Source organism: Cohnella sp. WQ 127256, from assembly GCF_024519285.1.
Classification (GTDB): Bacteria; Bacillota; Bacilli; order Paenibacillales; family Paenibacillaceae; genus Cohnella.
The window spans coordinates 1,675,877-1,694,927 of sequence record NZ_JAMZCY010000001.1; the positions used below are offsets into that span (position 1 = coordinate 1,675,877).

Sequence of the window (19,051 nt, forward strand, 5' to 3'; positions counted from 1 at the left end):
ACAACTTTCAATCCCAATCCATTTTTCCCTTCTATTGAACCGCTTGAGCCGCTTCTTTAACCATTTCTACTTCCGTTTGAAGGCCGCCACCGGACAGGTACCAATAGTTTGCATTCAAGTAAATAATTTTACCGTTCTTGTAAGCATTTGTTTTCTTAACGAGATCATTCTCGATGACTTCCTTGGCGGGTATTGTTCCATCGCCACTTACAACCGCATCACGGTCGATGACGAATAGAATGTCAGGGTTTTTCTCCGCGATATACTCGTTGGATATTTTGTCGCCATGTGTATCGGTCTTAATCGATTCGTCAACTGCTTCGAACCCGTAAGTATCATGAATGTTGCCGAAACGCGATCCCTTGCCGTATGCGCTAATCTTGCCGCCTGTTGTCAGAACAATAAGTGCTTTGCCTGCTGTGGAAGCTTTACCTTTAAGCTCTTCGACTGCACTATTGTAAGTAGCGAGTTCAGCGGACACTTCAGTCTCTTTGTTAAAAATTTGGCCAATGATGTTGGCGTTCGTTGTGAAAGATTCCGCATATTTGCTGTAATCGAGCGACATTTGAATCGTTGGTGCAATCTTATTCAGTTCTTCATACGCTTCTGCAGTTCTGCCACTGATGAAGATAACATCTGGCTTCAGCTTGTTGAGCTTCTCGAAGTCTGGTTCGAACAACGTTCCCGCATCTTCATATTTCGCATCTTTGAATTGGGATAAGTTCGAAGGAACGGAAGCCTTCGGCAATGCAGTAACCTCGATACCTAACTTGTTCAATGTATCCAATGTCCCAAAGTCGAACACGACAACCTTTGCAGGGTTTGTTTTCACAGTTGCTGTACCTAATGCGTGCGTAATTGTGACTTCAGCAGGAACCTCGGACGCGGAAGCGCTCGGACTAGCTGCAGGTGATGTACTTGGACTTGATGAAGCTGAAGGGCTTGCTGCACCTTCATTATTGTTTTTCGAACCACATGCCGACAGAACCGCAATCAGCATCACAGACATAAGTAGCAAAGATAAACTCTTTTTCACAATCAACCACTCCTAAGTATGTTTTTTTATATAGTCAATTGGGGCATTCACCGCCAACATAACTCAAGCAAAATAGACGCATATTTTCTTGCCCTCAACAACATGAATCGGAATATCCATATCGTATACGCTCTTAAGTACAGCGGAATCGATCATCTCATCGGTCGACCCTTCCTGTACGATTCTGCCATCCTTCATCGCAACAATGTAATCCGAATACGAGGAGGCAAAATTGATATCGTGGAGCACGAGAATGACCGTTTTGCCAAGCTCATCAACTAACCTACGAAGCACCTTCATAATCTGCACAGAATGCTTCATATCCAGATTATTAAGCGGCTCATCAAGCAGGACATAGTCCGTATCTTGAGCAAGAACCATCGCTATAAAAGCACGTTGCTTCTGTCCCCCACTAAGCTCATCGAGGTACTTGTCTCTCATTCCATCAAGCTCCATGTAATGAATGGCCGATTCGACGTGACGACGATCCTCAGCATTTAATCTCCCTTTGGAGTAAGGAAATCTCCCAAACTCCACCAGATCGATAACCTTGAGCCTCACGTTAATGTGGTTCGCTTGCTTTAGGATCGAGATTTTCTTCGCAAGCTCACTACTTTCCGTCTTACCTACATCCATCCCATCAATCAGCACTTGGCCCTGATCCATCTGAAGTAGACGGCTAATGACGGATAGCAGGGTGCTCTTCCCTGCCCCGTTCGGACCGATAAAGGATGTGATCTTCCCTTTGGTGATGGTAGTCGAAACCCCGTGAATTCCATGTTTACCGCCGTAGCTTTTGGTTATATTCCTTGCCTCTATCACGATTTGTTCTCCTTAAGCAGTAAGTATAAAAAGTAGATCCCCCCAACAAAATTGAGGATGACGCTTAGTGTCGTTGAGAATGTAAATACGCGCTCAACGATCAACTGTCCCCCAACGAGAGCGACAATACTAATTAATAGGGTGCAGACGATGACGACCCTATGTCGGAATGTACTCATCATCCTATAAGCAATGTTTGAGATTAGCAGTCCGAGGAACGTAATGGGCCCAACTAGAGCCGTCGACACTGCAACGAGCAACGCTACCGCAATAAGTAATTTCTTGGTGATTCGATCATACGGCACACCCAGGTTAACCGCATGATCTTTCCCTAACGACAATACATCCAAGTATTTGAAGTCCCGGTAGAAGTACACGACGACCCCAATGACCAGCACAACAGATATCATCAAAATATCGGTGTTAACGTTATTAAAGCTGGCAAACATCTTATCCTGAACGATCGAAAATTCATTCGGATCAAGCAGCATCTGCAAGAAGCTAGATATACTTGAGAAAAAAGTGCCACATATTATGCCGACTAGGAGAAGGAAATAGAGATGGTTCCCTTCTCTCCTGAATAGCAGCTTATAGAGCAGCGCTGCAAACAACACCATTAACCCAATCGCAAGGATAAACTGTGTATTTTTACTCATCGTCGTAAGCGCCGTTGAGCCGTAGAAGAACACGATTGCTGTCTGAAGCAATAAATACAGTGAATCTAATCCAATTAAGCTTGGCGTCAGAATCTTGTTATTCGTCATCGTCTGAAAGACGACGGTTGATAGTGCAATCGCTGAGCCCGTTAGCAGCATGGCGAGAATCTTCTTCGCTCTACGCGGGAGGACATAATCCCAATTTCCGCTGCCATCGATGGTCATGAATAGGACAATTAATCCGGTCGCCAGGACAGATAGCAATATCAGCTTCCATTTATCATGCATTACTCTTCCTCCTCAAGATCAGATAGAGGAAGATCCCACTGCCGAGTACGCCGACCATAAGACCAATAGAGACTTCATAAGGATAGATGATAATACGTCCAAGAATGTCGCAGGCAAGCACGAATATGGCACCCAGTAAAGCCGTGTGAGACAAGCTGCTCCGTAAATTATCCCCTTTGTAAATCGAAACAATATTGGGAATGATCAGTCCGAGAAAAGGCAACGAACCTACTGTCAGTAGAATGACCGCTGATACTAATGCCACAATGACGAGACCAAAATTGACAACCTGTCGGTATTTAAGGCCAAGGTTTGCCGCGAAGTCCTCCCCCATGCCCGCAATCGTGAATCGATTAGCGAACACGTAAGCAAGCACGATGAGTGGTAGGCTTACATACAACATTTCATATCGGCCCTTGAGGATGACCGAAAAATCTCCTTGGAGCCAGCTCGAAACGCTTTGCAGCATATTGTACTTGAGTGCTAAGAAAGTCGTTGCTGAACCTACAATACCTCCGAACATAAGACCAATAAGTGCAATCAAGATAGGGTCTCGAAACTGAACCTTGGTCAAAATTCTCATGAATAGCATCGTTCCAACAAATGCAAATACGAACGCGATAAGTATTTTAATTAAGGGTGATGCTCCGGGAAAAAGTAACATGGCCACGAGCACGCCCAAGCTTGCAGAGTCCGTCGTTCCTGCCGTTGTTGGTGAAACGAACTTATTCCGAGCAAGCTGCTGCATGATCAATCCAATAACACTCATCCCAATTCCCGCAATAATAATGCTAATTAGGCGTGGTATTCGGCTGATCTGCATCACTTCCCATTGATACTCCGTCATGCGGAATAAATCCAATGGGCTTAAATCCGTAACTCCGACAAATAAGGATGTAAAAGAGAGCACGACTAACAAAATCCATAGGTATCCGATTTTCATTTCCATTCTCTTTCTTTGATAATGATTATCATTTGCACTTTCAAATCTATTTTACAGAAAAAAAAAGAAACCGGAATGGACATTCCGATTTCAGCATGGACTTTCCTGTTTGGAGAAATCTTCCGTATGTAATTGAGAAACCAACTGATCGACCAATCGCTCATGCATCGCTGAATGATAGAGAAAGGGCTGCTCCAAGCGAATGAATATACAGTGTCGTTCTCTCCCCGCACCTTGGTTTGCGCTCTTCCATTGTTGCTCCAACTGCTCATAATAGGCATCTGAAGCGGAGAATTCGATTAAAAACAAGGCGTTATCACTATCCAGTTCAGTTACACCTTCTATCGTCGCTGTATCCATAAATCCGATCTCGGCTGCCACAGGAGGCGCATTGAAGCCAAGCTCGTCGTATAACAAATCTGTGAACTTTCTCCTCTGCTTACCATAGGTGCGGAAATTACCTGGACGCACTCCGATAATCAAATAAGGTGCTTGTGGCCATAACTCTTCCACTTGTAATCTTGCATTTGCAGTTTTGCGTTCGAAGTCTGCTAGCCAACGCTCAGCAACCGTATCCAATCCGAATAGCTTGCCGAATTGGATTAGTCGACTTTTCCAAGAGTAATCATGCCAATGATAAACAAATAACGGCGCAATTTGACGTAACTCACCTTGTAACGCTTCCGAGATCGGTCCTGTCAGGATGAAGTCCGGCTGAGAAAGCCTAATCTCTTGAATATACAACTCTTTATTATCCAGTTCCAGGTCCCAGTCTCTTTCCAAGCTTACTCTTGGGGTTAGTCCGAGAACAGTTAAGTCTCCTGCAAAAATTGGACTTAAGCTTGCGATAGACACTTGGGCACGAGAAGCATATTCCGTTGGTGTAACTCCCATTTGCTTCTTAAACAATCTGCTGAAGTAATACTCATCCAAATACCCCACAGAGTGTGCGGCTTCCGTAACATTGACATTAGGATCCGCTAACAACCGCAAGGAGGCATTAAGCCTAGTTGTAATTAAATATTTAAGCGGGCTAAGCCCCGTATACTTACGGAACGCTCTATAAAATCGGCTCGAACCGACCCCAGAGCTTTTCGCCAGCTGCTCCATATCTAATGAGGTATCGAATTTATTAAGAATGGTTTGTCTTGCTTGCTCTACAACTCTTGTTAAGTCAGCTGGAATACTTGTCGCACTATGTGAACTCTTCATAGCGGCGGAAGCCAAAGCATATAAACGGGATTGAATCCGGTAGTAATCCACTTGCAGATGTTCCTGTTCATAATTAATAAATTCAGAAATCCAGTTCTTCATTTGTGGAACACGAAAACTCCTTAATACGAAAGGATCGATCAATGATGAAGATCGGCTGGCAAACTCAGCACGAAATGAAATAAATACAGCCGTCGAATTCGTCGAAGTTAGCGATTCAATCTTGAAGGAATAGCCTTGAGGAATATAAAATAATTCGCCAGCGGTTATATCAATCCATTGCTCTTCTCCGTCAAGTAATGACACTCGTAAATCCGATTGTTGGCAAGTTCCGAAGCGATCATATAAGCTTGAAGAAGCTTTGTACGCCATCAAGCCAGGTAACAGCACTTCACGAGTATCCGAATAAAATAAAGAGGCTGGTTTTCCTTTTGTTTTGTTCATATTTCCTGCCCCCTATCCATAGAACAATATCCCTTTTTATCTCCTTCATTTTAGATGATCACAATTCTCAAAGTCAAAAAACATAAAAAAAGGAGCCATCCATGATGACTCCTCTTACACTTAGACGATGTCGTAGCCTTGATCCTCAATCGCTTCTTTAATTGCGGCTAGTGAAGCTTTCGAATCATCGTATTCAATCGCAACCGAGCCTTTGGCAAGATCGACTGTAGCTGTCGCTCCTAAGTTTTTAACCGCAGTTTCTACCGAATTGACACAGTGACCACAAGACATTCCTTGTACTTTTAATGTAACGTTACTCATCTAAATCCCTCCATTTTTGTATTAGATAATAAATACCTATGTTTGTTCCTATTTCATTTCATTGTATCCGAATGATGGCTTTTTCTTACTTCGATATCACGTCTATTATACCCCCGGTAGGTATAACTTGATTCTAATATACCCCCCCACAGTATATTGTGTCAATGGGATATTTGCGGTCTATTTGTTATACGCTTCATTTTTTGCTCTTTGAACATAAATATTACGATTGTCGTTAATGAAACGATGACTAGAGCCGCCGGTATGTAGAAGATATTAGGCGTTATCCCCTTGATCATAAGAGGCAGGACGTACCCAATAAGCGATGCAGTCTGGGTTATAAATACGTATACACTCGCGCCAAAGCCCGTGCGATGTAGGAACATTCGTTGTACGTACCCCATCGCTACCCCGAGCAAGATGGATACGAAAATAGAATATAGCGGCTGTACGATAAAAAATACGGGAAGGTAGTCGACAGTAGCATAGGTTATATATGTGATAAAAGCACACACTCCCCCGAGTATGATAATCCGTATACTGCCATACTTGGCTGCCCAATAACCTGCTATTGTCATGAATAACAATTCGAATATCGCTTGCGCACTCCATATGTACGAGGCTAATCTCGGATCTCCAAACCGCTCGTTCACAACGAGTGGCAAGTATAAGCCCCGAATGGCATCCGCACACAACAAGAGCAATAAAGCGATTAGCATAACAAGTGAGAATGGCTCCCCGCCTTTGGGTTTTCCGCTGACAGGCTCAACAGAAACCTCACGATAGAATACCAGTATCGCGAATAGAGCCACGTAACCGAACAGGTTTCCCCATAGCACACCTTGAAAGGAAGCGATAAGGAAAATGTTCGCACCTAACAGCAAACCCGTGAAGAAGCCAACACTGAATGTCGCACGAAGCCAGAGCTGTGACATCTCTACGATCCCAGGCGCCCACCGTGTAAAATGATTACGTGCCATGGCAAACATTTGCCCCATGATCATCCCTGAAGGTGCTGTTGCCAGCGCCATGCCTAGCAATGCTAAGACAAATCCGTCAGCTTGCATGTAGAGCAGCAATCCAGCAGCACATAACACTGCCGCAACCATCGGAATTCTTTTTCTGCTTTTAAGTTTATCACTTATGAAACCTACACAGATGGTGAACACCATGTTCAATAGCAATGAGCTCATGAATACAACAGCGATCTCAACTTTCGTCAAACCAATATCGTCCTTCAAGTAGACGGCGTTCATCGGAGCTAGAATACCTACTCCTATACCGTATAAGAACATAGCTGTAATTAGCATCCATGCCCAGCGTACCCGGATAAAAATACGAAAATCTGAAGCGACGCTCACCCTATTAGCCCCTTTTTTTCCTGAATAACTTACTGCTGCTGTGACGTTAAGCGAATCTCTACACAAGTGCCCTCTCCCAGCTTACTCGTGATATTCATCGTCCCCTTGTGGTTAGCAATAATGCGTTGACTGACCATGAGTCCAAGCCCATTACCCGATGGCTTGCTTGTGAAGAAGGGCTCCCCGAGCCGGGCCATATCCTTTTCAGATATTCCTCGACCCTGATCCTTGAATCGAATAACGACAGCTTCATATGCGGGGTCATTTTCCAATTCAACGATAATGAGTCCACCTTGATCCTGCATCGCTTCAAGACTATTCTTAATAATGTTTATAAAAACTTGCTTCAACTGGTTCGGTTCACATAATAGTAAAGGAATATCAGCAGCAAACCGGGTGTCGAACTTCACATTATTCAAGCTAGCTTGAGAATCCAACAAGGTAACCATATCATTCAGTAGCCCTCGAACGTCCACAAGTTCATAGTGACTTACCTGCGGTTTAGCCAAAACAAGAAATTCACCCACAATAAAATTAATCCGATCAAGTTCAGAAATCATAATATCTAAATAAGAATTTGAAAGAGATCCCTGCTGCTTGTTGAGCTGAACGAAGCCTCTTAAAGTCGTTAGCGGATTGCGAATTTCGTGTGCAACCCCTGCAGCTAGCTGCCCAATCACAGATAGCTTCTCGGAACGACGGATAACCTCTTCGGATTGCTTGCGTGCTGTAATATTACGGGAAATTTCCGCAATGGCAATGACAGTCTTCTTCTCGTCACGGATCGGGGATACTGTAATGCTTATGTCTATGACTTGTCCATCCTTCCTATAACGGACAGTCTCGTAATCGGCTAATGATTCACCGAGCTCTATGCGCTTACGAATCGTGTTGTATTCTTGCTGTAATCTGTCTGGAATGTGACCTAGCGTCTGATGCAGTACTTCTTCTCCACTCCAACCATACATCGTCTGGAAAGCATCATTGATTTGTATAACGCGTCCTTCCAAATCCGTCACATGAATCGCATCCGAAGTATGATTCACGAAAGATTCCAAATACTCCTTCGTGCTTCTGAGCTCTTCTGCTGAAGCTTGCAGTCTCCCCATATATTTCTGGAGACTGTCCGCCATAGCGTTTACCCGCGAAGATAAGAGTCCGAGCTCATCTTGGCTTCTGATCGCAATTTTACGACCAAACTTTCCTTCAGCGATCTCGTTTACATAGTCGAGAATATGGCGGAGAGGTCGAATGAGAAATCCAGAGATCAAATAGCTTACAAACCATGATGCCACGATCAAGCATAAAGAAATGATTGCATGGATGAAGAGCTGGTGGTTCAACGCTTGTTTATTTGCTCCATAATCGAAATTCACGCTGATTACATAAGGCATTTCTTCACTAAGTGGGATGAAGCTCTTCATTACTTCCTGCCCGTCCCTAGTAAACATAGTCGTGATAATTTCTCCTGTTCTCGCTGCTTGCAGAACGTTTATCACATCTTGCTTCTTATCTATAAAGTCATAATCGCCAAACGGAACGCCTCGAACATCCAGATTGTAGACGATCTTATCCCTCTTCACTTTCACGATCTGGGGTTTACCGAAAAAATCTGGATTAAAGCCGGTTATTCCTAGAATATCTCGATTATCATTCATTAAGTTGCGGATGAGTGCCGTTGTTCCAATGGTATTCTCATAGTCGAGAAATACTTTAGCACTTATATAAGGATTAATGATGTAATCCGTGGTGCCATCATAATAATAGCCCCATTTATTAATTTTATCAGGGTCTGAAGTCGCGTATTCATAAGGACCCGACCAAAAATGAAGGAGCTTCTGTCCTTGCGGGACCGTGACACGCTTCTGGTCAAGCAGTTGATCAAAAGCTTTATACCAATAATCCCAGGTTTTTGAACCGATATTGATCTCGTTCGGCTCCGATGACTTAAACACAACGATATCGTCTTTCGTTCTCTTCCAAAGCGATATGTGATTGACCCCTAATTCGCGACTAAGCTCCGCAAGCTGATGATTACTAACATTCTCTATACGAGGATCTAGCTCCGTTTTTGCTGCAATAGCGACAGCCCTCAGCTTCTCCCCAATAGTTTCTTCCATAAACTTCTTGGATTTCTCCGCAGCATCTAAGCTTGTTCCAATCTGCTTAGCAATCGTAATCATCTCTAGCTGCATTTTCGTTACCAGCTCAGTTTTCGTGGAATAATAATAGATGGATAGGTTTAAAGAGAGGATAATCGTGACAATGATGGATATGAGAAGCGAAAGCTTGGCTTTTATGGTCAAGAGACTTGCCTCCATCATCTAAGGTGATCTATATAAATTATACATTATTCGATAAAATCCTTTGTTTTTCTCCATTTCATAATCATCACATGACATTTGTCATATGAGTATACTGACACTTGTGACTAACGGACAACGGTTCTAACCTTTACAATAGATTTATAACACCTAACTTAGCTACCAAAAAGCTTCACAACATAAGGAGGAAACTCATGTCTAGTCCAAATCATGCACAATTGAAAAAAGGTGTCGCTCCTTATGAAAAACCGAATACGAAATCAAGTGTTAGACAGCTTCTAAACACTTTGCCGCCTTTTTTCATTTTATGGGCCGCTGCTTACATGAGCTTGTCCGTTTCCTACTGGCTCACCCTACTGTTCGTGATACTAGCTGCTGGTTTCGTAATCCGCACCTTTATCATCTTTCACGACTGCTGCCATCAATCGTTTTTCAGAAGCCGCAAAGCAAATGAAATTCTCGGTACGATAACGGGAATCTTAACTATGTTTCCTTATCAACAATGGAAGCACAGCCATTCCATTCATCACTCCACCAGCAGTAATCTAGACAAACGTGGAATCGGCGATATGTGGATGTTAACTGTGGATGAATATCTCGAGCTACCTAAATGGAAAAAAATATACTACAGAATTTATCGGAATCCACTCGTGATGTTCGGAATCGGTCCGATCGTGATCTTTCTCTTCGAATATCGCTTTAACGTCAAACGTGCCAAACGTGCAGAACGCATCAATACGTGGATTACAAACATCGGTATTGTCGTACTCTATGGAGCACTTGCTTGGGCGCTAGGATGGCAGAACTTCCTACTTGTACAAGCTCCGATTTTCTGGCTTTCTGGAGCTCTAGGAATTTGGCTGTTCTATGTGCAGCATCAATTCGAGGAGTCTTATTTCGAGCATGACGAGGAATGGAGCTACGTGAAGGCAGCGGTTGAAGGCAGCTCGTATTACAAGCTACCTAAAGTGCTGCAATGGATTACAGGTAACATCGGTTTTCACCATGTCCATCACTTAAGCCCAAGAGTACCTAACTATTTGTTGGAGGATGCTCATAACGCCGTCCCTCCACTTCAACATGCATCTACGGTTACTTTAAAAACCAGCTTAAAGGCTATTCGATTCAGACTGTGGGATGAAGAGAAAAAGGATTTCGTTTCCTTCAAACAAATCAAGCACCTTCTCAACAAACCTGGTGCAAACAATGATCCAAAAAAGCCCAAATCCCGAGTCGGAGATGAAGTAGCCTAAAGCTACCTTCGACTTTCGGTCCCACAACGGTAACATAAGCTCTTCGTTATGATAAAATGAGTGTACGACTTGTACCCATAATGAGGAGCGTTACTGATGTTCACGAGCTTAAAGAATATGAAAAAAATTCAGATCTTCCCTAAAACAACAGGAATAAGCCCTTATGTATGGCTTATGTTCTGCATATTACCGTTTTATTTTATTTTCCGCGCTTCAAGCGATATTGAGATTGTTTCCGGAATTCTATTGATCGTAGGGTTCTTCGTCTGCTACCGGTTAACCTTGAATGCTAAAGGTTGGCCGGTTTATGTCGGGACAAGCATCCAAATTCTCATCTCCATCGCGATGACCCTACTATTTAACTATGTATACTTCTCTTTTTTCCTTGCCTTTTTCATCGGAAACATTCAGAACAAAGCCGGATTCATTACGTTATATACGATTCATGTTGTGAGTAGTTTTATTACCGTTAACTTCGGCTTTATTATGCAGGACAAATTTTACATTACACAAACTCCATTTATCCTAATCAGCCTGCTCGGCGTTATCTTGCTCCCTTTAGGTAGTTATAATCGTAACAAACACGGCGAGCTTCGAGATCAGCTTAAGGATGCTAATATTCGAATTTCAGAGCTTGTAAAGCTTGAAGAAAGGCAGCGAATTGCACGCGACCTGCACGATACACTTGGGCAGAAGCTGTCCCTTATCGGACTGAAAAGCGATCTTGCTCATAAGCTAATCGCCAAAAATCCAGATCAAGCCCGAATTGAAATGAAGGATGTTCAACAAACCGCTAGAACAGCCTTACAAGAAGTACGTCTACTCGTTTCCCGAATGCGCGGAACAAGACTCGATGATGAGATCAAGCGAATTAAACAAATTCTCAAAGCAGCGCAGATCGAATTCATCATGGAAGGCAACTCCACGTTGACCAATGTTTCTCTCTTATCGGAAAACGTACTCAGCATGTGTCTGAAGGAAGCTATCAATAATGTGATTAAGCATAGTGGCGCCTCCATTTGCTATCTCACCCTAGAGGAAACGAAAACCGAAGCTATCATGAAAGTGAATGACAATGGAGTCAGCCCGACCGGCGAGTTGAATTTTAGACAAGGTCACGGCTTACAAGGAATGAAAGAACGACTGGAATTCGTTAATGGCACACTTGAGATTACATTAACAGAAGGAACGACAATAATAACAAGAATTCCACAAATCATGAAGCGCATGGATAAGGAGGATAACGCATGATTCGCATCGTCATCGCCGAAGATCAGCGTATGCTGCTCGGTGCTCTAGGCTCCCTACTCGATCTTGAAGAGGATATGGTTGTTGTCGGTAAAGCTTCCGATGGCGAGAAAGCCATCGAGCTCGTGCGTCTCCATCAACCCGATATTTGTATCATGGATATTGAAATGCCAGGAAAAACGGGACTGGAAGCCGCAGAAGAATTGAAGGAACTTCCTTGCAAGGTAATCATCTTAACGACCTTTGCTCGCTCTGGTTATTTCGAACGTGCAATTAAAGCTGGTGTCAGTGGCTATCTATTAAAGGACAGCCCTAGTGATGAGCTGGCCAGTACAATTCGGAGTGTACTAACTGGGCGTAGAGTGTACGCACCCGAATTAGTGGATGAAGCCTATAGCGATAATGAGAACCCTCTAACCGTCCGAGAGAAGGAAGTACTGGAGATGATTGCCGACGGTAAGAACACGAAGGAAATTGCTACAGAACTGTATCTCACAACCGGTACGATACGCAATTACATTTCGATCATTCTAGATAAGCTTAAAGTGAACAATCGCGTAGAAGCGATCAAACGGTTTAACGAGAAAGGCTGGTTCAAATGACGTTAAGCTTCTTGTAATCCTTCTTCATTATATTCTTAACTAAACCAGACCACTTGGAATTGGCTGGGCAATATTTCGTCGAGATCTTCTCAATCGTCGTATACCCTTTCCCCACGTAATTTTTAGCCAATAGCTGCCCGAACTTCCGAACACTATCCCCTTTTGTCTCAAAGCTATACGCCCTGTTATGCGCATCCTTGCCTGATGCATTAAGCCCAAATAAATTGTTCTTATTCTTAGCGAGACGGCTACTGCCGTTACCGCTCTCCAGCTTCATTACAGCAATTGTGAAGAGGGCATTGATTCCATATTCCTCTTCAACCTCCAGAATCGCTTCCTCCAGCCCATGACCAGCCAAAGCTGTTCCATCAAAGATGGCGGATATATCCTCTTCGTTTAGGCCTGAATCAGTTTCAACAGCGGACGACGGTTTTACGATTTCTTCGGATTGCTCGGGATCTACAGCGTCTGCAGGCTCTGCAGGTTCTATGGAATCTCCGCGAGTAGTCGGATCCTCTAATTGTACAGGTTGATCTGCTTCCTTCTGAATGGGTTTAATGCTCAGGTTTTCCCCGCTAATCAACTTTGCATAGTCACCGTGTACATACCCTCCACCTTTGATCCTCAGCCAGCCTTTATCGGTCATGCTCACGATTTCCAGCAATGTTCCTTTCTTGACAACGTTAAGTATTTTCGATTTTGGAAAAGGATTCGCACGAACGTTCAAGTAGTACGCCGTAACTTCATATGTCATTTCCTGTGACGCCGCGGAGATATGTACTTCATTCTCTTGATTTTTGGCTATGTCCTCGACGAGCGCTAACTCCATACTTTGCTGAGATAGGTTGGAGGCTTGTGAGTCTTCTATCGAACCTGCTTTAGGCGGCTCAGGAGCACCTGGTTGATTAGGAGCATCAGTAGGATCCGTGACGTTAGGAGCAATAGACGCGCCTACAAACGATATAGGCATATGAGACTGGGGAATTATTGAGGAGGAGGAAGCTCTCGTCGCTTCGTATTGCGAGGGTTGAGTTCGCATACCCAAGGTTAAGATCAACGCCAAGCCTAACACATAAGCAATCAACTTTTGTATTCCTTTTCTACGCATGACTACACCTCTTTCTTGTAATGGTGAAGGCTATTCGCAGTAATATAGGTTAGATTGTACATATATGCGGATGAAAAGCTTGTCATTCTTTAAGTGAATATAAATTGTTAATTTGTCGATGTCGGACTAACTAGACATTGTTATGGAAAATAAAGAAAACCCGCTACCAGCGCGGGTTTAAGTCCTTCTCCATATTCAAACAGCAAAAATTAACGTTTTCTCAGAATTAATGAGTAGCCTCTCCCATACAAGCCTAATTATGCAAGAGTCTGAAAACCCTCCACTATGGACGAATTGGATGAATTACATAAATAAGTAAAATCGGCACATACTATCGTTGTTACTCGCTTTACCAACAGCTTGGGAGGTAAAGACTTGTCGGCAACGAGCGGTAAGATCAGTTTTCTTCAAGTAAGCATGATGCTGCTGTTAATGAATGGCCTGACAAACCACGTGATCGTCAATCCAATGCTACTAGATGCTGCGGGGAGAGATTCATGGTTGTCCGTCCTTGGGACTGGCATCTTATTTATAGGTTGGTGCCTGCTTCTTTTATTATTTATGAAGAGGTCAGGACAACAAAAATTGCAGCCATGGCTTGCTGAACGTACCCATCCAATCATCTCTTGGATTCTTACAATTCCTTTATGTATCCAACTATTAATGATTGGCGGGATGACCGTTAGCTATACAGCAGCTTGGACAGCGAGCAACTATTTACCCAATACTCCGAAGTTCGTTCTGTCACTTACGTTAGCCTTGCTATGTGCTCTGTTCGCAACCTGGGGCATTCATGTGATTGCGATTGCATCAGGATTACTACTTCCAATCGTGATGATACTTGGCATATTTGCAAGCGTCTCGAACGCACCTGAGAAAAATTTCAGTCTGCTTAAACCCATTGTCGAACACGGATGGAATCCCGTATACGAAGGTATGATCTACGCAGGTGGAGGATTCATAGAATTAGTCGTTCTCATCGCCATGCAGCATCATCTAAATACAAAGGTTCGCCCCTGGTCTCTGCTCATCTATGCCGCAATTTCTATCTATATTATGCTAGGTCCGTTAGTCGCTGCTATTGCGGAGTTTGGTCCCTTCGAAGCAGCGAAACAAATGGTATCTCCATATGAACAGTGGCGCTTAGTTAAGCTAGGGACCTATGTAGAGCACGTTGACTTTTTTTCCATTTTCCAATGGTTATCAGGTGCGTGTATTCGGATTAGTCTGTCCATCTTCATAGCCATAGATTTATTACCCAAACGTATTACTCAACATCGAAAGCTATTCGTATGGATTATAGCGGGAATATATGTCCTTCTCTCTATGATTCCAATTAACGAGTACTCCTTCTACACTTGGATGTATCGATATTACTTTCCGATCACTTTAACCGTTGCCTTATCCGTGTCACTCGTATGGATATTGATTTCTTATCTAGCCAAACGTCCCGAGGAGGCATCACATGACTGAGCCATCAAAAACTAACGAAGTGCGTTGGAACGAAATCAAACTACGTGATCTATTCAGTCATTCATCCGATGTTCAGTTCCAACGGTGTCAATTCGACGAGCATAAGCTTTCAGAAGTCATTCTGATCTATGGCGAAGGCTTATGCGATTCCGCACAAATTGGTAAAGTAGTGCTGCCCGAATTAGGAAATCTGTACCGCGAGCAGGGGGGATTTGAGTTACAATCGGGTATGATATTCGGAAAGCTACCCTTAATCCCCATTGACGACAAGGAAGCATCCGACATCCTAGCAGAATATGTTTTTCAGGGGGATCTTGTTCTCCTATTTACCGCTAGCGGTGTCTTGTTTAAGATGAATATATCCAATCGTCCCCAGAGATCTCCATCGGAATCCAGCACAGAAATATCAATTCTAGGACCCCGGGATGGCTTTACCGAGGATATCGTCATCAATGTAGCTCTTATTCGCAAAAGGATTCGCAGCTCCAGCTTAAGTTATGAAACCTTTATTTTAGGGCGAAGGACAAAGACTAGAGTGGGTTTGCTCTACATCGAAGACATCCTTTCACCTAAAATCTTAAAAGAAGTTCAATCTCGTTTACAAAAAATCGATATCGATGGAATCTATAGTATAAATCAGCTACAGGAAATGCTCGCCGACTCCAAATCATCCATACTTCCACTATTCGCCTTGACCGGGAGGCCAGATTATGTGGTGAGCAGTCTGCTGGCCGGAAGGTTCATCCTCATTGTCGACGGAATTCCTATGGTACTCGTCGGACCTGCTTCGTTAGCATTACTTATGAAATCACCCGAGGATATTCACTTTAATTACATTTATGTCTCTTTCGCCCGAGTTATCCGATTTATAAGCTTATTTCTATCCATTATCCTGCCAGGGTTTTGGGTTTCACTTACCGCATTCCATCAGGATCAAATTCCATTCCGAATGATGGCTACGATATCTGGAGCACGCCTCGGTCTTCCCTTGTCTGCTCAGATGGAAATGTTTATTTTACTAATGTTGCTGGAAATATTTCGAGAAGCCGGTGTTCGACTTCCAAGCTCTATCGGACAAACCTTAACCGTTGTCGGGGGGCTAATTATTGGCGATGCCGCAATTCGTGCTGGATTGGTTTCTCCTTCCGTTGTCGTCGTTGGCGCCATCACGGCTGTAACCTCTGTTACTTTAGTCAATCAATCCTTAAGTACAGTCGTGAGTGTAATCCGGTTATCCATATTTCTCTTTAGCTCCATCATTGGGATGTACGGGCTCATCCTTAGCCTCATCCTCTTTGTGGCTTATTTATCGAGGCTTCACTCCTTTGGTGTACCCTTTCTGACTCCCCTGTCTCCTCTACATTACAAAGATTTGGCGAACGCTTATTTAAGATTGCCTTGGATGAAATTAAGAACGAGACCACAGGCTCTACATCCAACAGATCCCGACCACAAGGGAGATCAGAAGCCATGATCAGGCTTAGCCTGAGGGGACTCTACTTACTCATTCTGCTCATTCTAGCGGGCTGTTGGAACTCCAAGGATATTCAGAATTTGGATTACGCAACGGCTATCGGAATCGACTATGATTTCGAGAAAGGAGAATATATCACCCATGTCCAAGTGCTCAATTTCTCGAATGTAGGCAGGTCTGAAAATGTGGAAGTCGGAAAACCGGTTCCGATATGGATTGGGAAAGGCCAGGGGCAGACAATAGCCGAATCGTTATCGTCTATTTATGCCACTTCGCAGATGCGTATATTCTGGGGACATGTTAAATCGATCGTATTTACAGAAAACCTATTGAAAGAAAAAGTCGAAGAGGCCTACAACGCAGTACACCGATTTGGAGACGTGCGGTATAACATCTTAATCTATGGAACGAAAGAAAAACTATCCGATATTTTCGTACAGAAATCGATATTCAACCTCTCTCCACTGGATACGATCATGTTTTCACCCGAACAAATCTATGCTCAGCGTTCTTCCATTGTTCCCATCCCCGGGTTTAAGTTTATCGCGCAGCTGCGTGAGCCTGGTGAACCGGCCATGTTACCTTCCTTAACGATTAACGATACCGTATGGAAAGAGGACAAAAAATCGAAACCGTTGCTTCAGATTAATGGCGCCTTTTTCTTCGCTGGAACGAAAATGGCCGCTTGGCTATCGGAGGAAGAACTTGCCGGAAGTCGGTGGACACAGAAAGCATTGAAGCGTTCATTAATAAACATCCCTTCAGAGGGAAAGCCAAGCGCCTCGTTGGTGCTCATTAAACCGCACTATAAGGTGAAATCAGGGGTAGAGAGCGGCAAAGCTTGGTTTGATATCCATTTGAAGCTGGATGCAACTCTCGATGAATTAAATGAGAATAAATCTATACGCACTATTGAAGAGCAAGCAGCGGAAGTCGTTCGAAAAGAAATCAGGAGTAGCTTCAAGAAGGGACTCGACAAAAAAGTTGATGTATTACGGTTAGAGGAAACACTCTACCGTACACATCCAAAGCAATGGCATGAGTTGCATCGTAATCAAACTTTTATATTGAAGCAAGAAAGTCTGAGACACATAAACGTGAAGGTTCACTTAATCAACACAGGTAAATACAAAGGCAGAATAAGTTAATCAACCGGGAGTGCTATTCCAGCACCTCCCGGTTTTTTTAGTTTCCTAGTAGGATGTTTGTTTATGCCTTATACATGTATAATTGCCAAGCAAACGTATGTTTGCATAAAACTGCAGGAAGTGGCATAACGATCTTACATCAGGTTCAGTCAACGGAGGGAATTAGGGATTATGAAAGGAACGACTCATCTCGCCATCGGCGGTGCTGTGGGCGTGGCAGCAAGCTTGTATTATCCAATTAGCTTCAACAGTACGATTATGTATTTATCTGTCGCTGGATTTTCCGCATTGAGCGCGGATCTGGATGGTCCTAGTCTATTAAGTGGCAAGTTAAGCAAAGTCTCTAAGCTATTACGCAATCTTGTGTTATGGGTTGGAGTAGGTCTCATCATCACCTTAGCTTATATGTATTTCATGCAGAACAAACTTTATCCGATCTTCACAACAAGTGCGGTTACCGTGTTCTTGTTAGGCTTCGTCACCAAAGAAGGTACGATCCGCAACGCTCTCGTAAGCCTGATCGGTCTCGCCCTACTCTATTTCGGCTGGGATTCACAGCAAAATTGGTTAATGGGATTCGGATTGTTCATCGCTTGGGCTCCATGGTTAAAGCATCGAGGAATGACACATACCGTGTGGGCACTCTTATTGTGGGGGGCCATTGGCTGGGGGCTGGAGCAGCAGCTCCAAATCGTTGGCATTACATTCGTTGCTGTCGCTGGATACGCATCACACCTTCTCGCCGACACTTTGACGCCTAATGGTGTGAAATGGCTGTATCCTCTCTACAAGAAGTCCATAAAGCTTCGTATTTAATCGCTTCTGACGTGAGGAGTCTCATCATCGCATGTGACTCCTCCATGGGTCTCCTGAGTGAACGACAACTATTCAATGAATATGCATGAATGCAATTCACTCAGGAGCTATAAATCCAACCTATTATTATTTATTGAACTTGTACTTCTGTTAGCTCCTGTGCCTTATATTTAAGTCTAGCATTCTCAGCGGCTTGGCCGAGTAAATCCGATACCTCAATGCTCCCCCTAATGTTCCTTAACGTGTAAGTGGGCGAGGTTGTATCCGTAGAAAATACTGTAATATCTCCGAATTTCAAAATTCTCTCCAGCAAATTCCGTTTCAACGTAATGTCGCGGATGCGATACAATTGAATTTCCTCACGTTTCTTCGTGAATATACCTCTCTCTACAATGACTCTGCGTTCTGTAATCTGATAACGGGTAAAGCTCGGAATCCCATAATTGAAAGGCTTACCCTCCCACAACACGTTCTCATTCAACATCTCAACATCTCCTTAGAAATGGATGATTTCTACAGTTA

The 19,051-nt window shown here is 43.5% G+C and carries 17 protein-coding genes; 7 read left to right on the forward strand and 10 right to left on the reverse strand.

Annotated features, from left to right (window positions below):
- Positions 1 to 31: 31 nt before the first annotated feature.
- From M1K58_RS07485 to M1K58_RS07520, 8 genes are all read right to left on the reverse strand, one after another.
- On the reverse strand, positions 32 to 1,036 hold the full coding sequence (locus M1K58_RS07485) for a siderophore ABC transporter substrate-binding protein (protein ID WP_256758025.1): 1,005 nt from the start codon (positions 1,034 to 1,036) through the stop codon (positions 32 to 34).
- 63 nt (positions 1,037 to 1,099) lie between these two features.
- Positions 1,100 to 1,858, reverse strand: a complete 759-nt coding sequence (locus M1K58_RS07490; protein ID WP_256758026.1) for an iron ABC transporter ATP-binding protein — start codon at positions 1,856 to 1,858, stop codon at positions 1,100 to 1,102.
- Positions 1,855 to 2,802: an iron chelate uptake ABC transporter family permease subunit gene (locus M1K58_RS07495; protein ID WP_256758027.1), complete on the reverse strand. Its 948-nt coding sequence runs from the start codon at positions 2,800 to 2,802 to the stop codon at positions 1,855 to 1,857. Before M1K58_RS07495 ends, M1K58_RS07490 begins: the two co-directional genes overlap by 4 nt.
- Positions 2,795 to 3,745, reverse strand: a complete 951-nt coding sequence (locus M1K58_RS07500) for an ABC transporter permease (protein ID WP_256758028.1) — start codon at positions 3,743 to 3,745, stop codon at positions 2,795 to 2,797. The genes M1K58_RS07495 and M1K58_RS07500 overlap by 8 nt, the downstream gene beginning before the upstream one ends.
- A gap of 90 nt (positions 3,746 to 3,835) precedes the next feature.
- Complete coding sequence (locus tag M1K58_RS07505) at positions 3,836 to 5,401, reverse strand: AraC family transcriptional regulator (RefSeq protein ID WP_256758029.1); 1,566 nt, start codon at positions 5,399 to 5,401, stop codon at positions 3,836 to 3,838.
- 120 nt (positions 5,402 to 5,521) lie between these two features.
- The gene (locus M1K58_RS07510) at positions 5,522 to 5,722 is read right to left on the reverse strand and encodes a copper ion binding protein (RefSeq protein WP_256758030.1); all 201 of its coding nucleotides are present in this window, start codon (positions 5,720 to 5,722) and stop codon (positions 5,522 to 5,524) included.
- Positions 5,723 to 5,883: 161 nt separating this feature from the next.
- The gene (locus tag M1K58_RS07515) at positions 5,884 to 7,083 is read right to left on the reverse strand and encodes an MFS transporter (RefSeq protein WP_256758031.1); all 1,200 of its coding nucleotides are present in this window, start codon (positions 7,081 to 7,083) and stop codon (positions 5,884 to 5,886) included.
- Positions 7,084 to 7,112: 29 nt separating this feature from the next.
- A complete protein-coding gene (locus M1K58_RS07520) occupies positions 7,113 to 9,389 on the reverse strand; it encodes a PAS domain S-box protein (RefSeq protein ID WP_256758033.1) in 2,277 nt (758 codons plus the stop codon).
- Between the two features lie 212 nt (positions 9,390 to 9,601).
- On the opposite strand from M1K58_RS07520, the gene desA reads away from it, so the two are divergent.
- The 3 genes from desA (at position 9,602) to M1K58_RS07535 (ending at position 12,510) form a co-directional block, all read left to right on the forward strand.
- Positions 9,602 to 10,660: a Delta(5) desaturase DesA gene (gene desA / locus M1K58_RS07525; protein WP_256758034.1), complete on the forward strand. Its 1,059-nt coding sequence runs from the start codon at positions 9,602 to 9,604 to the stop codon at positions 10,658 to 10,660.
- 96 nt (positions 10,661 to 10,756) lie between these two features.
- Positions 10,757 to 11,911 carry a sensor histidine kinase gene (locus M1K58_RS07530; protein ID WP_306220186.1) on the forward strand — a complete coding sequence of 385 codons (1,155 nt, stop codon included), beginning with the start codon at positions 10,757 to 10,759 and terminating at the stop codon, positions 11,909 to 11,911.
- Complete coding sequence (locus tag M1K58_RS07535) at positions 11,908 to 12,510, forward strand: response regulator transcription factor (RefSeq protein WP_256758035.1); 603 nt, start codon at positions 11,908 to 11,910, stop codon at positions 12,508 to 12,510. The genes M1K58_RS07530 and M1K58_RS07535 overlap by 4 nt, the downstream gene beginning before the upstream one ends.
- Here M1K58_RS07535 and M1K58_RS07540 read toward each other — a convergent pair.
- Positions 12,503 to 13,618 carry a glucosaminidase domain-containing protein gene (locus tag M1K58_RS07540; protein ID WP_256758037.1) on the reverse strand — a complete coding sequence of 372 codons (1,116 nt, stop codon included), beginning with the start codon at positions 13,616 to 13,618 and terminating at the stop codon, positions 12,503 to 12,505. The genes M1K58_RS07535 and M1K58_RS07540 overlap by 8 nt on opposite strands.
- 375 nt (positions 13,619 to 13,993) lie before the next feature.
- Between M1K58_RS07540 and M1K58_RS07545 the strand changes: the two genes are divergently transcribed.
- The 4 genes from M1K58_RS07545 (at position 13,994) to M1K58_RS07560 (ending at position 18,529) form a co-directional block, all read left to right on the forward strand.
- Positions 13,994 to 15,091: a GerAB/ArcD/ProY family transporter gene (locus tag M1K58_RS07545; protein ID WP_256758039.1), complete on the forward strand. Its 1,098-nt coding sequence runs from the start codon at positions 13,994 to 13,996 to the stop codon at positions 15,089 to 15,091.
- Complete coding sequence (locus M1K58_RS07550) at positions 15,084 to 16,565, forward strand: spore germination protein (protein WP_256758041.1); 1,482 nt, start codon at positions 15,084 to 15,086, stop codon at positions 16,563 to 16,565. Before M1K58_RS07545 ends, M1K58_RS07550 begins: the two co-directional genes overlap by 8 nt.
- Entirely contained in the window at positions 16,562 to 17,713 is a 1,152-nt protein-coding gene (locus M1K58_RS07555; RefSeq protein WP_256758042.1) for a Ger(x)C family spore germination protein, read from the forward strand. Before M1K58_RS07550 ends, M1K58_RS07555 begins: the two co-directional genes overlap by 4 nt.
- A 171-nt stretch (positions 17,714 to 17,884) precedes the next feature.
- Positions 17,885 to 18,529 (forward strand): metal-dependent hydrolase, encoded by a 645-nt coding sequence (locus M1K58_RS07560; RefSeq protein ID WP_256758043.1) that lies wholly within the window; start codon positions 17,885 to 17,887, stop codon positions 18,527 to 18,529.
- 130 nt (positions 18,530 to 18,659) lie between these two features.
- Here M1K58_RS07560 and M1K58_RS07565 read toward each other — a convergent pair whose 3' ends face one another.
- Positions 18,660 to 19,013 (reverse strand): PH domain-containing protein, encoded by a 354-nt coding sequence (locus M1K58_RS07565; protein WP_256758044.1) that lies wholly within the window; start codon positions 19,011 to 19,013, stop codon positions 18,660 to 18,662.
- Between the last annotated feature and the right edge of the window lie 38 nt (positions 19,014 to 19,051).